Genomic DNA, 14,785 nt, shown 5'->3' on the forward strand with positions numbered 1-14,785 from the left:
GAACACGGAAGTTAAGCTCTCTAGCGCCGATGGTAGTTGGGACCTTGTCCCTGTGAGAGTAGGACGTCGCCAAGCAATTAAAAACACAAGTCTTTTGACTTGTGTTTTTTTTATTTCCCATGAAATAGGTTAGGTTCTGTTAGTAAAAATGATGAAATATAGTAAGGGATTTTTTGAGCAGAAATATTAAGAAATTGATAAATAAATGGATAATCTTCAGAGCCATAGCTTCCAAGTAAGTCATACCACCAATCTGTTTCATACCTAGAAATCATGCTTAAATTATAGAGCAATAAATAATGAACGAGGAGTTCGGGTAATACTGGTTTAGGATTTCTAGGATCAGTTGTAAGTGGTAAATAATAAGTATTAGTAAGATATTCATAGTATAAAGGAGTACTGTACATAGGATTCCATGATTGAATTGGCGCCGTAAAAAGTAAATTCGATTCATTAGTTTTCTCAGGTACATGTTGCATTGATAAATGCTTACAAGATGTTTCAATATAGCGAGAAAATCTCTCTTTAGTCATATGTAATCGATCTAGTAGGTTGACTGAAAAGGAGAGCTCATTTTTAATTGTTGAATCGATTTTATATAAAGTTGATCCTTTTTGACTATAGCGGAGCAGATTTTGTAATTCTGGAATATTTCCCATTAGTTCTAACATGTTAAATTTTTCTGCTTCTAAGTGTTTCATGTGAAACAGTTGTTCTGCAACATGAGTAAACAATCCGTTTTTTTGTACCTTCACCTCATCTTCTAAAAATTGATACCCTTGTTTTTTTCGTTTGCGAGTTGTAACGCCATGAGCTAAAACAGTAGTGGATTCAGGATAGTTAGGATCAATGGTTAGTAGACATGCTTTAAAAAGTTGGCTAATTCCATAAAATAACAACATTGGTTGAATGGAAAATGGAGCTGTCTTATATAATTCATAATAATTTTTCCCGTGTTCTAAGTAATAAATAAAGGGATAACAATTTTCAAAACTTTTTTTTTCGGCATCCTGAATAGAGGATTTTTCATAACAACGGGCAAGATAACGTTGTACGTTTTGAGATGAAAAAAAGAAACTTAACTGCTGCCAAGTGCAAGATGTTTGATGCATATATTACGCTCCTTTTATTGTCTAAAAATTCTAACATATATATACGTCCTTGACAGTATTTTAACCAATTGATAAGCTACTAATAATAATTTCTGGTATCATAGGGGGAACAATTATGTGGGAATCTAAATTTGTTAAAGAAGGTTTGACTTTTGATGATGTATTACTTGTACCAGCTAGGTCAGATATATTACCAAGAGAAGTAAGTGTTAAAACAGTTTTATCTGAAAGCTTACAGCTAAACATCCCGTTAATTAGTGCAGGAATGGATACAGTAACAGAAGCTGACATGGCTATTGCAATGGCTCGCCAAGGTGGTTTAGGAATTATTCATAAGAATATGTCTATTGAGCAACAAGCAGAGCAAGTTGATAAAGTAAAGCGCTCTGAAAGTGGCGTTATTTCAGATCCTTTCTTCTTAACTCCAGAACATCAAGTATATGATGCAGAACATCTTATGGGAAAATATCGTATCTCAGGTGTACCGGTTGTAAATAATTTAGATGAGCGAAAATTAGTTGGTATTATTACAAACCGTGATATGCGCTTCATCCAAGACTACTCAATCAAAATTTCTGACGTAATGACAAAAGAACAATTAATTACAGCACCAGTTGGTACTACACTGGAAGAAGCTGAAAAGATCCTACAAAAGTATAAAATTGAAAAACTCCCTCTTGTTGATAATAACGGTGTATTACAAGGGCTGATTACAATAAAAGATATTGAAAAAGTAATTGAATTCCCAAACTCTGCTAAAGATAAGCAAGGACGCTTATTAGTTGGAGCGGCAGTTGGTGTAACAGCTGATGCTATGCTTCGTATTGATGCATTAGTAAAAGCTAGTGTAGATGCAATTGTACTTGATACAGCTCATGGGCATTCTAAAGGCGTTATTGATAAGGTAAAAGAAGTTCGTGCTAAATATCCATCATTAAATATTATCGCTGGAAATGTTGCTACAGCTGAAGCAACGAAAGCATTAATTGAAGCTGGTGCAAACGTAGTTAAAGTTGGTATTGGACCAGGTTCTATTTGTACAACACGTGTTGTAGCTGGTGTTGGTGTACCACAATTAACAGCAGTTTATGATTGTGCAACCGAAGCTCGTAAACACGGTATTCCAGTTATTGCTGATGGGGGTGTTAAGTACTCTGGTGATATGGTTAAAGCTTTAGCAGCAGGAGCACATGTTGTTATGCTAGGTAGTATGTTTGCTGGTGTTGCCGAAAGTCCTGGAGAAACTGAAATTTACCAAGGTCGTCAATTTAAAGTGTATCGTGGTATGGGTTCTGTCGGTGCGATGGAAAAAGGAAGTAAAGATCGTTACTTCCAAGAAGGAAATAAAAAACTTGTTCCAGAAGGTATTGAAGGACGAGTACCATATAAAGGACCTTTAGCAGATACAGTTCACCAATTAGTTGGTGGCTTACGTGCAGGTATGGGATATTGCGGAGCACAGGATTTAGAATTCTTACGCGAAAATGCACAATTCATTCGTATGTCAGGTGCAGGCTTACGTGAAAGTCATCCTCATCACGTACAAATTACAAAAGAGGCTCCAAACTACTCATTATAATGTCTTATATACAAATAGACAGAGATTTGATATCTCTGTCTATTTTTTTTTGATTATGTTAGAATAACGGTTATGTGAGTACATAGATATTGGGGGTAGCAAAAGTGAAAGGTATGTTTTGCAAAAGATTCATTGCTTTGGTAACAGTGCTTACACTAGCTTGTAGCATTTTTATGCCATATAGCAATGCATCAGCTGAAACAGGAGCCGCTTTAAACATTGAAGCAGGCGCGGCAATTTTAGTAGAAGCGAATTCTGGGAAAATTTTATATCAAAAGAATGCAGATGAATTATTATCCATTGCTAGTATGACAAAGATGATGAGTGAATATTTAGTTCACGAAGCAGTGGATAAAGGAAAACTTAAGTGGGATCAGAAAATTAAGGTTTCTGAATATGCATATAAGGTTTCACAAGATGCTTCATTATCAAATGTTGCATTAGAAAATGGTGGCTCTTATACAGTAAAAGAGTTATATGAGGCAATGGCAATCTTTTCTGCAAATGGTGCAACAATTGCATTAGCAGAAGCAATTGCAGGTAAAGAAGTAGATTTCGTAAAAATGATGAATGATAAATCGAAAGAACTAGGGTTGAAAAATTATAAATTTGTCAATTCTACAGGTTTAACGAATAAAGATTTAAAGGGAATGCACCCTGAAGGAACAACAGCAGATGAAGAAAATAAAATGTCTGCAAAGGATGTTGCAACTTTAGCACAACATTTAATTAAAGATTATCCAAAAGTGTTAGATACAGCAAAAATTCCTAAAAAAGAATTCCGTCCAGAAAAAGAGAAGTTTGCAATGTCAAACTGGAACTGGATGTTAAAGGGCTTAGTTAAAGAATATGATGGCGTAGATGGTCTGAAAACAGGCTCAACTCCAGAAGCAGGAGATTGCTTCACTGGTACGGTTGAAAGAAACGGTATGCGTTTTATTTCTGTAGTTATTAAAACAAGTTCTCATACAGCACGTTTTGATGAAACAAAGAAGCTATATGATTATGGATTTGCTAACTTTGAAGTGAAACAAATGTATAAAAAAGGTTCTTCAGTAAAAGGACAAGAAACAGTAAGAGTAGAAAATGCGAAAGATAAAGATGTAGCAGTTCAAACGAAACAAGCTATTTCACTTCCAGTGCCAAAAGGAAGTAAAGATGTTTATAAAACAGAATTAAAAGAATCAAGTAAGGGACAAGAAGCACCTATTAAAAAGGGAGCTGCGCTTGGTCAAATGGTAATTACGCCAAAAGATACAAACGACCCTGGATTTTTAACTGGTAAGTCGTTGCAAGTGGATCTTGTAACAACATCTGAAGTAGAAGAAGCAAACTGGTTTACTCGTGCTATGCGCGGAATTGGTTCATTCTTTAGTGGTATGTGGAATAGTGCTGTTGATACAGTAAAAGGTTGGTTTTAGAAGCTCCTCATGGTAGGGGCTTTTTTTTTATTCCTATTTTTCATACCGACTTTATGAAAAAGTAGTAGACAAGCATCTGATAGTTAGTGGTAGAATGTAAGAGTATTCTTAATTTTCGCCTTTAACGGGGGAAAGCAATTCACCTAGGGGGGTTTTTGTACATGACAAATGTAACAGGGACAGAGCGTGTAAAACGTGGAATGGCAGAAATGCAAAAAGGCGGCGTTATTATGGACGTAATTAACGCTGAACAAGCAAAAATTGCAGAAGAGGCAGGCGCAGTTGCCGTTATGGCATTAGAGCGTGTACCAGCAGACATTCGTGCAGCAGGTGGCGTTTCTCGTATGGCAGACCCAACAATCGTTGAAGAAGTTATGGGTGCAGTGTCAATTCCGGTTATGGCAAAATGCCGTATCGGTCACCTTGTAGAAGCACGTGTATTAGAATCATTAGGGGTAGACTATATCGATGAGAGTGAAGTATTAACTCCTGCTGATGAAGTATACCATTTAAATAAACGTGATTACACAGTTCCATTTGTATGTGGTTGCCGTGATATCGGAGAAGCTGCACGTCGTATTGCAGAAGGTGCATCTATGCTTCGTACAAAAGGTGAACCAGGAACAGGAAACATTGTAGAGGCAGTGCGTCATATGCGCCAAGTCAATGCAGAAATCCGTCAAGTTGCGAGTCTACGTGAAGATGAGTTAATGACATATGCAAAAAATACTGGTGCTCCTTACGAAGTATTACTTGAAATTAAACGTCTTGGTCGCTTACCAGTTGTAAACTTTGCGGCAGGTGGTATAGCAACGCCAGCAGATGCTGCATTAATGATGCAACTTGGTGCTGATGGGGTATTTGTTGGATCTGGTATCTTCAAATCAGAAAACCCAGAGAGATTTGCACGTGCAATTGTTGAAGCAACGACTCATTATGAAGATTACGAACTAATTGCAAGTCTTTCTAAAGGATTAGGTAATGCAATGAAGGGTATCGAAATTTCAACGTTATTACCAGAACAACGCATGCAAGAGCGTGGATGGTAATTAAAGGAGAACTTTAAAATGGTGAAAATCGGTGTACTAGGTCTTCAAGGTGCAGTTCGTGAACATGTAAAATCAGTTGAAGCAAGTGGTGCAGAAGCTGTTGTTGTAAAGCGTATAGAGCAACTTGAAGAGATTGATGGTCTTATTTTACCAGGCGGTGAAAGTACAACAATGCGCCGTCTCATTGATAAGTATGCTTTCATGGAACCACTTCGCACATTTGCAAAGTCTGGTAAACCAATGTTTGGTACATGTGCAGGGATGATTCTTCTTGCGAAAACACTTATTGGCTATGAAGAAGCACATATTGGTGCTATGGATATTACAGTTGAGCGCAATGCGTTCGGACGCCAAAAGGATAGTTTTGAAGCTGCGCTTTCAATTGAAGGCGTGGGTGAAGACTTCGTTGGTGTATTTATCCGTGCGCCGTATGTTGTAGAAGTAGCTGATAATGTTGAAGTGCTTTCTAAGCATGGTGACCGAATGGTAGCGGTAAGACAAGATCAGTTTTTAGCTGCTTCATTCCATCCGGAATTAACAGATGATCATCGTGTAACAGCATACTTTGTTGAAATGGTAAAAGAAGCGAAAATGAAAAAAGTTGTATAAGTAACTTGCAACTTGTATAAGATTATAGTAAATTGATGGTAACAATTTTATAAAATAAGCGTGTTGATAGGAAATAGTAACAAATGTTGTTTCTTATAGAGAGTCGATGGTTGGTGGAAATCGATAGAAACAGTTTGTGAATCCATCCTGGAATGGAATGTGGAACATCTTTTGGATTAGTAAGCATTCCCGGTGAAGAGCCGTTATTTCTACTTGAGAGGAAAGTGGTAATGCTTTCAACTAGGGTGGCAACGCGGGTTAACTCCCGTCCCTTTATATAGGGACGGGAGTTTTTTGTGTTTTATAAAATAAAAGGAGGAGTATATAATGCTTGATATTAAATTTTTACGTACAAACTTTGAAGAAGTAAAAGCGAAATTACAGCATAGAGGTGAAGATTTAACTGATTTCGGACGTTTTGAAGAACTTGATACGAGAAGAAGAGAACTACTTGTTCAGACAGAAGAATTAAAAAGTAAACGTAATGAAGTGTCTCAACAAATCTCTGTATTAAAGCGCGAAAAGAAAGATGCAGAAGCTCTAATTTTAGAAATGCGTGAGGTTGGAGAAAAAGTAAAGGATTTTGATAACGAACTTCGCACAGTTGAAGAAGACTTAGAAAGATTAATGTTATCTATTCCAAATATCCCTCATGAGTCTGCTCCAGTCGGTGAAACAGAGGATGATAATGTAGTAGCGCGTACTTGGGGAGAAGTAAAAGAATTTACTTTTGAACCAAAACCACATTGGGATCTTGCTACTGATTTAGGAATTTTAGATTTTGAACGCGCTGGGAAAGTAACAGGAAGCCGCTTCGTATTTTACAAAGGTGCTGGTGCAAGATTAGAGCGTGCTTTAATTAGCTTTATGCTTGATCTTCATACTGATGAGCATGGATATGAAGAAGTATTACCTCCATATATGGTAAACCGTGCAAGTATGACAGGAACAGGACAACTTCCAAAGTTTGAAGAAGATGCATTCCGTATTGAAAGTGAAGATTATTTCTTAATTCCAACAGCTGAAGTACCTGTAACGAATATGCATCGTGATGAGATTTTAAATAAAGAGCAATTGCCTATAAGATATGCTGCATTTAGCTCTTGCTTCCGCTCTGAAGCAGGTTCAGCTGGTCGCGATACACGCGGTTTAATTCGCCAGCATCAGTTCAATAAAGTAGAGCTTGTGAAGTTCGTAAAACCAGAAGATTCTTATGAAGAGTTAGAAAAATTAACAAATGATGCAGAACGCGTGTTACAATTATTAGAGTTGCCATATCGCGTTATGAGCATGTGCACAGGCGATTTAGGATTTACAGCAGCGAAGAAATACGATATTGAAGTATGGATTCCAAGCTATGGCACATATCGTGAAATTTCTTCTTGTAGTAATTTTGAAGCTTTCCAAGCGAGACGTGCAAATATCCGTTTCCGCCGTGAGCCAAATGGAAAACCAGAACATGTCCATACATTAAATGGATCTGGTCTTGCAATTGGACGTACGGTTGCAGCTATTTTAGAGAACTACCAACAAGAAGATGGTACAATTATAATTCCAGAAGTTCTTCGCCCTTATATGGGAGGAAAAACAGTTATTAAGTAAATTTAAACATTCATCGGTATGAGTGATTGGTAATTATGAGCGTTGTCAGTACTGTAATGTAGGAAGGGGAAAGTAAAATTTTCCTTTCCTCATAATTTATTTTAGTAGGGTTGACTAACTGTTTTTCTTTTGATATTATATTTGATGTCAATATGGAGGTATACCCAAGTCTGGCTGAAGGGATCGGTCTTGAAAACCGACAGGCGGCGAGAGTCGCGCGGGGGTTCGAATCCCTCTACCTCCTCCAGATATAATTGACAACAGCGCATATAAGTGGAGATTGGAGAACTCGTTACCAACACGTAACGAGTTTTTATTTTAAAACCAATCATAAAGTATGGTGTAAGGTAATTTTGTCCTTATTACACACTCATATTCCGATGATTATCTTCATAGATATGAAAGGAGTCAACATGGATCTTATTATACAAACGTTTCCTTTAGATGGAAAAACTTTATATTATGTACAATGTCCTGTCTGTAAGAACAATAGAATTTTAAACAGTGGTGCAAACGTATCACGCATTATTAGTGATGATACATTCCGTAAACTTTGTGGTTGTACTTGTGATGTAAAACCAGCTACGAATAAAGTAGAGGTGCCAAAACAAGTTAAAAAAGCAGCTGTAAAGAAAGAAGCGGCTCCAAAACGTACAGGTAAAGTATTAACGGCAGTAATTAATGGGAAAGAAATGACTGTTAAAGAGATTGCTGAAGCATACGATATTAGTACAAGTACTGTTCGTCAGCGTATTAACGCAGGAAAACCTGAGAGTGAAATTATTGCTCCAACAAAGAAGAAGTAATTTAATAGGAAAACCCGTGCATATGCACGGGTTTTTTATTTTACAAGTTTACGTGTTTGTTTTAAAAAATGGCCAATTTTTTTAATGATTGGTTCGATTGAATCCCCATCTTTTAAAATATCGTACTCATTAATATTTAAGCGTAATACAGGGCATGAATTAAAGTTGTTAATCCAGTTTTCATAACGTCCATGCATTTCTTTCCAGTACTCAATTGGCGTTTGCTGTTCCATTGGGCGTCCGCGTTCTTGAATACGATCGACAATATCATCGAAAGAACCTTCTAAGTAAATTAATAAGTCTGGATGAGGGAAGTAAGGAGTCATGACCATAGCGTCAAATAACCCTTTGTATGTTTCATAATCAGTTTCCGTCATCGTACCTTTTTCATGATGCATCTTTGCGAAAATTCCAGTGTCTTCGTAAATAGAACGATCTTGAACAAAACCGCCACCGTATTCAAAAATTCTTTTTTGTTCCTTAAATCGTTCTGCTAAAAAGTACACTTGTAGGTGGAAGCTCCAGCGAGTGAAGTCCGCATAGAACTTGTCCAAGTATGGATTGGAATCTACTTTTTCAAATGATGTGCGATAACCTAAAGCATTAGCTAATGCAGTTGTCATAGTTGATTTACCCACACCTACCGTTCCGGCGATAGTGATTACTGCGTCATTGGGTATATCATATTTTTGCCTTAAATTCATTATTATTTCGACTCCTTTAAGAGAGTATTTTGAAGGGCAGATAGGATGACGTTTAAATCATCAGGATTTTTTACAAAATCCATATCGTCTCCATTAAATTTCAATACTGGTATTTCCGGATGATCTTTTTTAAAAGCATCCATTGCTGTTTCATAATCTTTTGTGAGCTGTAGTAAGTAATTTGGATCCATGTTTTTTTCAAATTCTCTTCCGCGCACGGCGATTCGTTTTTGCAATGTTTCTAGGCTAGCTGTTAAATAAACAATGACGTTTGGCACAGGCATATCTTGTGTAAGGATACGATAAATTTGCATGTACTTGTCATATTGAGAGTCTTTTAATGTGCGGGATGCAAAAATTAAATTTTTAAAGATATGGTAATCCGCTACTACTGGTTTCCTTTGATTCAAATACTTTATGTTAATATCTTCTAATTGTTTGTATCTATTACAAAGAAAGAACATCTCTGTTTGAAAACTCCATTCGTCGATGTCTTCATAGAACTTTCCTAAAAAGGGATTTTCATCAACAATCTCTTTTAGTAAGTGGAGTTGCATGTGAGTTGAAATTTCCTTCGCAAGTGAAGTTTTTCCAACACCAATTGGTCCTTCAACCGTGATAAATGGTACTCCGGTCACGCTGTTTCCTCCTTTCAATCAGTGATTTACCGTGACTACTAAAAACACAAAACAGAATTATTGTAGCACAAGAGGGAAGCGAGCGGGTTAATTTGATATAAAAAGTTAGAAAATAGATATATGTATTAATTAAATTTTATTTTGGATGACGATGTTATATTTGCTTTCAATGTAGTTTCCATTATTTTTAAAGCATGTATATTATCTTGGTCGTTGTTAGAGGCGATACAATCCTGTGGTACATACAATGTATAATTTCTCATATGGGCATCATTAGCTGTAAATAGGATACATATATTTCCGGCAACTCCTGTTAATATTAGATTTTCTATTTTTAAATAACCTAGTAATGAATTTAAAGGTGTTTCATAAAAAGCGGAATAATGTGGTTTAATAAAAATGTAATCATCAGAATTTGGAGCAATTTTATGGATTATATTTTCGCTATATTTATTTGTGCAATGAGTAATAAGTTGGTCGATATCAGATCTCCAAAGTTGATAATGGTCATTAACGTAAATTATAGGATAGCCGAAGGATTTCATTTTTTTCTTTAATTGTAAAATAGGGTTTGTGATAGTCTCACATTTTTGAGCTAGAATGGGTCCGTGGGAAAATTGAAAGTCATTAATCATATCGATAATGAGTAAGGCGGTATTTTTCATATGTAATCCCCTCTCTTTTTTCTTTTAGGGTGGATTGAATATATAAAAGTTATCCCCTGTGTAGTAAATGGAAATAAGTGTACTTTATTTGTAATGAAAGGACTATGTTATGGTACAAGATCAAGATATTTATTTTATGCAATTAGCGATAGAAGAAGCCAAAAAGGCAGAGGAAATACAGGAAGTGCCAATTGGAGCAGTTATAGTGTTAGATGGTGAGGTAATTAGTGTTGCCCATAATTTAAGGGAAACTGAGCAAAGATCAATAGCTCATGCTGAGTTGCTAGCGATAGATGAGGCGTGTAAAAAATTAGGGACATGGCGTTTAGAAGATGCAACATTGTATGTAACATTAGAACCTTGTCCAATGTGTGCGGGTGGAATTGTTTTATCACGAGTGAAGCGAGTTGTATATGGTGCAAGTGATCCGAAGGGCGGGTGTGCAGGGACATTAATGAATCTTTTAACAGATGAACGCTTCAATCATCAATGTGAAGTAGTATCTGGTGTATTAGAGGAAGAATGCGGTACGTTGTTAACAAACTTTTTTAGAGAGCTTCGTAAAAAAAGAAAAGCGATAAAAAAATTAGAGAAAAATACTGGGAACTAACGTATTTGCATTTTATAAAGAAACAAGTTATACTAATAATGCCTTTAATGAAGGCAACCGAATATTGGTTTTAACTTTGCCGTGCTAAGCGGGGAGGTAGCGGTGCCCTATACTCGCAATCCGCTCTAGCGAGGCCGAATCCCCTCTCGAGGTTATGTTGCTGTAAGGTCTGCCTTAAGTAAGTGGTGTTGACGTTTGGGTCCTGCGCAACGGGACCCCGTGAACCTTGTCAGGTCCGGAAGGAAGCAGCAATAAGCGGGTCTTCTCGTGTGCCGCAGGAGTGCCTGAACCGAGCTAACTGCTTGAGTAACGCTTATGGTACGTAATCGACGGAGGGTGCACGGCAGTTATATATGTATACAAAACTCACCTTAATACAAAGGTGAGTTTTTTGTATAGAAAATAACTTTTGGAATCTATAAACAGAATGGGTTATAATAAATGAGATAATAACCTTTGAGGGAGGCCGTATTTTCGTGTCATACCAAGCGTTATACCGAACATGGAGACCGCAAAAGTTCGAAGATGTAGTCGGTCAAAAGCACGTGACAAAAACGTTGCAAAATGCCCTTCTTCAAGAGAAAGTTTCACATGCTTATTTATTTTCTGGTCCTAGGGGAACAGGAAAAACGACAATTGCAAAAGTATTTGCAAAAGCAATTAACTGTGAACATGCTCCGGTAGCTGAACCTTGTAATGAATGTCCTTCTTGTTTAGGAATTACACAAGGATCCATTTCAGATGTATTAGAAATTGATGCGGCTTCAAATAACGGTGTAGATGAAATTCGAGATATTAGAGATAAAGTAAAATATGCTCCAAGTGCTGTAGAATATAAAGTATACATTATTGATGAAGTTCACATGCTTTCTATGGGTGCATTCAATGCGCTTTTAAAAACCTTAGAAGAGCCGCCAGGACATGTTATCTTTATTTTGGCGACAACAGAACCTCATAAGATCCCGCCTACAATTATTTCGCGTTGTCAGCGTTTTGAATTCCGAAAAATATCAGTGAATGATATTGTTGAGAGATTATCAACGGTTGTGACAAACGAAGGTACGCAAGTGGAAGATGAAGCATTACAAATTGTTGCCCGTGCTGCTGAAGGTGGTATGCGTGACGCGCTTAGTCTTATTGATCAGGCTATATCTTATAGTGATGAGATTGTTACGACAGAAGATGTATTGGCCGTAACAGGATCTGTTTCTCAGCAATACTTAGGCAATTTAGTAGAATGCATACGTGAAAATGATGTATCAAGAGCATTACAGATCATAGATGAAATGATGAGTAAAGGGAAGGATCCAGTTCGTTTTATGGAGGATTTCATTTACTATTATCGTGATATGCTTTTATATCAAACTTCACCGCAACTAGAACATATGTTGGAACGAGTAATTGTAGATGATCAATTCCGTAAGTTGAGTGAAGAAATGCAGCCGGAAGTGATCTATGAGATTATTCATACCCTTAGTAAGGGACAACAGGAAATGAAGTGGACAAATCATCCGCGTATTTTCTTAGAAGTTGTTATGGTGCAATTGTGTCAACAGTTTATGATGCAAGCAAACGGTACTGATCGTTTGCAAGCAATTATGAACAGGATGCAGCAATTGGAGAAAGAGTTAGAGCAAGTCAAAAAGAACGGTGTGCCAGCTGGTGTACAACAGGAAGTAAGAGAGACACGTGCAACACCAAAACCCGTACGAACAGGAAGTATGAAGATTCCTGTCGGGCGTGTAAATGAAGTATTAAAACAAGCGAAGCGTCAAGATTTAGAACAATTAAAAGCTGTATGGGGTGAGTTGTTAGGAAGACTCAAATCATATAACAAAGTAGCGTTTGCTGTTCTACTAGAAAATAGCGAACCAGTGGCAGCTTCAGATGACACTTACGTTTTAGCATTTCAATATGAGATTCACTGTAAGATGGCGAGCGAAAATCGAGAAGCTATGGATACAGTAGAACAAGCTTTATTTGAATTGCTAAGTAAAAGGTTAAATATGATTGCCATTCCAAAAAGTGAATGGGGTAAAATCCGTGAAGACTTTTTACAACGTGAAGGTGGAGAGTCTGAAGAAAGCCCGGAGAAAAAGGAAGACCCTCTTATAGAAGAGGCAGTGAAATTAGTAGGACAAGAACTCATTGAAATAAAAGAGTAATAATAATTAGGAGGAATTAATTATGATGCGTGGCGGAATGGGAAATATGAATAACATGATGAAACAAATGCAAAAGATGCAAAAAGACATGGCGAAAGCACAAGAAGAGCTTGGTGAAAAAACAGTTGAAGGTACAGCTGGCGGCGGAATGATTACAGTTATTGCAAATGGTCACAAGCAAATTCTTGAAGTGAAGATTAAAGAAGAGGTTGTAGATCCAGAGGATATCGAAATGTTACAAGACTTAGTGTTAGCTGCAACAAATGATGCACTTAAAAAGGCTGATGAGCTATCAAACTCTACGATGGGTAAATTTACAAAAGGCTTAAACTTACCAGGTGGAATGTTCTAGGAGGATATTGATACATGCATTATCCAGAACCAATATCAAAACTAATCGATAGTTTTATGAAGTTGCCAGGTATCGGACCGAAAACAGCGGTTCGATTGGCATTTTTCGTATTAGATATGAAAGAAGATGATGTGTTAGGTTTTGCGAAAGCACTTGTAAATGCGAAGCGAGATTTAGCGTATTGTTCTGTATGTGGACATATTACTGATCGTGATCCTTGTTATATTTGTAATGATTCGCATCGAGATCAATCAGTTATTTGTGTCGTGCAAGAACCGAAAGATGTAATCGCGATGGAAAAAATGAAAGAGTATCAAGGTGTATATCATGTGTTACGTGGTGCGATTTCTCCTATGGAGGGAATTGGACCGGAAGACATTAATATCCCGCAACTCTTAAAGCGACTACATGATGAAACGGTACAAGAAGTAATATTAGCAACAAACCCTAATATTGAAGGGGAAGCTACAGCGATGTATATCTCCCGCCTCTTAAAACCTACAGGCATTAAAGTAACTCGTATTGCACATGGTCTGCCAGTTGGTGGAGATTTAGAATATGCAGATGAAGTGACACTATCGAAAGCATTAGAAGGTCGCAGAGAAGTATAAGAGGAGAAACAAAAATGTTCTTTCAAAAAAAGGGTAAATTGCGTAAAGAGTATGATGATAAGTTAATTGTACTTTTGGAAAAAGTGAAGAATGAGTGGTTACGTCAGAAGAGAATGGTCGAACAAAGTGTAGAACCATCTCAAGATGTCATTTGTTCTTTGAAAATAGCAGAGGCGAAATATTTCTTCTTGTTGAAAGAAGCAAAGCGTCGTCCTGTAAAAATGGAACAATGGTAAAGGGTTCTGCTTTCTGAGCAGGCCTTTTTATTTTATTTGTTAAATGCTGAGGTGTTGTTTTATTAGGTTTATATGAAAGAGATGCCGTTTATGATAACTGTTCTTTTTTATTGTCTTGTCCCATACAAATAGATGTATAGGTCATTCATAAGGAGGAAAAAATGAATTCTACAATTATTATTGTTGGCATTCTTACTTTAGTGTTTATTTTTCTTGTTTTTGGTGTTGCCTCTAAGCCATTACGTTTTATAGGAAAGGTGATTTTTCATGTTACTCTAGGCATAGCATTGCTTTTTATCGTAAATGTTGTAGGGACATATTTTGATTTTCATATCCCAATTAACATGGGTACAGCGGCAATAACGAGTTTATTAGGCCTACCAGGTGTGGCGGCATTAGTGATTATTAAGCTTTATATCATGCCAAGATAAAATTATTTTGGCATTTTTTTTAAAAGTGTTGACTATTAAATGATTAATATGGTAAATTAATAAGCGTCGTCAGGAACGAAAGAAAAAAGTTGTTGACAGATTTAATGAGAAATGTTAAATTATAAAAGTCGCTGAAACGCGATATTGAACTTTGAAAACTAAACGAAACAAACAACGTGAAACGTCAATTTTTAT

General features: G+C 36.8%; 16 protein-coding genes, 1 tRNA gene, 1 other RNA gene and 1 other annotated feature. Of the genes, 14 read left to right on the plus strand and 4 right to left on the minus strand.

Annotated elements, in window-relative coordinates; all coding sequences use genetic code 11:
• Nucleotides 1–110: 110 nt before the first annotated feature.
• The gene (locus AC1Q8L_RS29620) at nucleotides 111–1,112 is read right to left on the minus strand and encodes a YaaC family protein (protein WP_000554294.1); all 1,002 of its coding nucleotides are present in this window, start codon (nucleotides 1,110–1,112) and stop codon (nucleotides 111–113) included.
• 115 nt (nucleotides 1,113–1,227) lie between these two features.
• On the opposite strand from AC1Q8L_RS29620, the gene guaB reads away from it, so the two are divergent.
• The 7 genes from guaB to AC1Q8L_RS29655 all read left to right on the plus strand — a co-directional run bounded on the left by guaB (nucleotide 1,228) and on the right by AC1Q8L_RS29655 (nucleotide 8,178).
• Nucleotides 1,228–2,691, plus strand: coding sequence for an IMP dehydrogenase (guaB, locus tag AC1Q8L_RS29625; RefSeq protein WP_000264089.1), 1,464 nt, complete (start codon nucleotides 1,228–1,230; stop codon nucleotides 2,689–2,691).
• A gap of 113 nt (nucleotides 2,692–2,804) precedes the next feature.
• Nucleotides 2,805–4,112, plus strand: coding sequence for a D-alanyl-D-alanine carboxypeptidase DacA (gene dacA, locus AC1Q8L_RS29630; protein WP_125653127.1), 1,308 nt, complete (start codon nucleotides 2,805–2,807; stop codon nucleotides 4,110–4,112).
• Nucleotides 4,113–4,273: 161 nt separating this feature from the next.
• Nucleotides 4,274–5,161, plus strand: coding sequence for a pyridoxal 5'-phosphate synthase lyase subunit PdxS (gene pdxS, locus AC1Q8L_RS29635; RefSeq protein ID WP_000186154.1), 888 nt, complete (start codon nucleotides 4,274–4,276; stop codon nucleotides 5,159–5,161).
• Nucleotides 5,162–5,179: 18 nt separating this feature from the next.
• Nucleotides 5,180–5,770 carry a pyridoxal 5'-phosphate synthase glutaminase subunit PdxT gene (gene pdxT, locus AC1Q8L_RS29640; protein WP_000238785.1) on the plus strand — a complete coding sequence of 197 codons (591 nt, stop codon included), beginning with the start codon at nucleotides 5,180–5,182 and terminating at the stop codon, nucleotides 5,768–5,770.
• Between the two features lie 54 nt (nucleotides 5,771–5,824).
• Nucleotides 5,825–6,046, plus strand: a binding site (T-box leader).
• A gap of 51 nt (nucleotides 6,047–6,097) precedes the next feature.
• Nucleotides 6,098–7,372, plus strand: a complete 1,275-nt coding sequence (gene serS, locus AC1Q8L_RS29645; RefSeq protein ID WP_000884174.1) for a serine--tRNA ligase — start codon at nucleotides 6,098–6,100, stop codon at nucleotides 7,370–7,372.
• Nucleotides 7,373–7,526: 154 nt separating this feature from the next.
• Nucleotides 7,527–7,619, plus strand: a tRNA-Ser gene (locus AC1Q8L_RS29650).
• 166 nt (nucleotides 7,620–7,785) lie between these two features.
• On the plus strand, nucleotides 7,786–8,178 hold the full coding sequence (locus tag AC1Q8L_RS29655; protein ID WP_000364192.1) for a sigma factor-like helix-turn-helix DNA-binding protein: 393 nt from the start codon (nucleotides 7,786–7,788) through the stop codon (nucleotides 8,176–8,178).
• A 35-nt stretch (nucleotides 8,179–8,213) separates the two neighbouring features.
• Here the strand turns inward: AC1Q8L_RS29655 and AC1Q8L_RS29660 are convergent, their stop codons facing one another.
• The 3 genes from AC1Q8L_RS29660 to AC1Q8L_RS29670 form a co-directional block, all read right to left on the minus strand.
• Nucleotides 8,214–8,882 carry a deoxynucleoside kinase gene (locus AC1Q8L_RS29660; RefSeq protein ID WP_001053585.1) on the minus strand — a complete coding sequence of 223 codons (669 nt, stop codon included), beginning with the start codon at nucleotides 8,880–8,882 and terminating at the stop codon, nucleotides 8,214–8,216.
• Nucleotides 8,883–8,884: 2 nt separating this feature from the next.
• Nucleotides 8,885–9,520, minus strand: a complete 636-nt coding sequence (locus AC1Q8L_RS29665; RefSeq protein WP_098312243.1) for a deoxynucleoside kinase — start codon at nucleotides 9,518–9,520, stop codon at nucleotides 8,885–8,887.
• 125 nt (nucleotides 9,521–9,645) lie between these two features.
• Nucleotides 9,646–10,185, minus strand: a complete 540-nt coding sequence (locus tag AC1Q8L_RS29670) for a cysteine hydrolase family protein (RefSeq protein ID WP_000798736.1) — start codon at nucleotides 10,183–10,185, stop codon at nucleotides 9,646–9,648.
• 109 nt (nucleotides 10,186–10,294) lie between these two features.
• Here AC1Q8L_RS29670 and tadA point away from each other — a divergent pair, with 109 nt between their 5' ends.
• From tadA to AC1Q8L_RS29705, 7 genes are all read left to right on the plus strand, one after another.
• A complete protein-coding gene (gene tadA, locus AC1Q8L_RS29675; RefSeq protein WP_000249521.1) occupies nucleotides 10,295–10,795 on the plus strand; it encodes a tRNA adenosine(34) deaminase TadA in 501 nt (166 codons plus the stop codon).
• A gap of 79 nt (nucleotides 10,796–10,874) precedes the next feature.
• Nucleotides 10,875–11,139, plus strand: an RNA gene (gene ffs / locus AC1Q8L_RS29680) — signal recognition particle sRNA large type.
• Between the two features lie 132 nt (nucleotides 11,140–11,271).
• Nucleotides 11,272–12,960, plus strand: a complete 1,689-nt coding sequence (gene dnaX, locus AC1Q8L_RS29685) for a DNA polymerase III subunit gamma/tau (RefSeq protein ID WP_000121561.1) — start codon at nucleotides 11,272–11,274, stop codon at nucleotides 12,958–12,960.
• Nucleotides 12,961–12,985: 25 nt separating this feature from the next.
• Nucleotides 12,986–13,312: a YbaB/EbfC family nucleoid-associated protein gene (locus tag AC1Q8L_RS29690; RefSeq protein WP_014894853.1), complete on the plus strand. Its 327-nt coding sequence runs from the start codon at nucleotides 12,986–12,988 to the stop codon at nucleotides 13,310–13,312.
• A 14-nt stretch (nucleotides 13,313–13,326) separates the two neighbouring features.
• Nucleotides 13,327–13,923 (plus strand): recombination protein RecR, encoded by a 597-nt coding sequence (gene recR, locus AC1Q8L_RS29695; protein WP_043938863.1) that lies wholly within the window; start codon nucleotides 13,327–13,329, stop codon nucleotides 13,921–13,923.
• A gap of 14 nt (nucleotides 13,924–13,937) precedes the next feature.
• The gene (locus AC1Q8L_RS29700; RefSeq protein ID WP_000466019.1) at nucleotides 13,938–14,159 is read left to right on the plus strand and encodes a YaaL family protein; all 222 of its coding nucleotides are present in this window, start codon (nucleotides 13,938–13,940) and stop codon (nucleotides 14,157–14,159) included.
• A 161-nt stretch (nucleotides 14,160–14,320) separates the two neighbouring features.
• Entirely contained in the window at nucleotides 14,321–14,590 is a 270-nt protein-coding gene (locus AC1Q8L_RS29705) for a pro-sigmaK processing inhibitor BofA family protein (protein ID WP_001089273.1), read from the plus strand.
• The last annotated feature ends 195 nt before the right edge of the window (nucleotides 14,591–14,785 follow it).

It is taken from the genome of Bacillus sp. GW823-FHT06A11 (assembly GCF_058795355.1).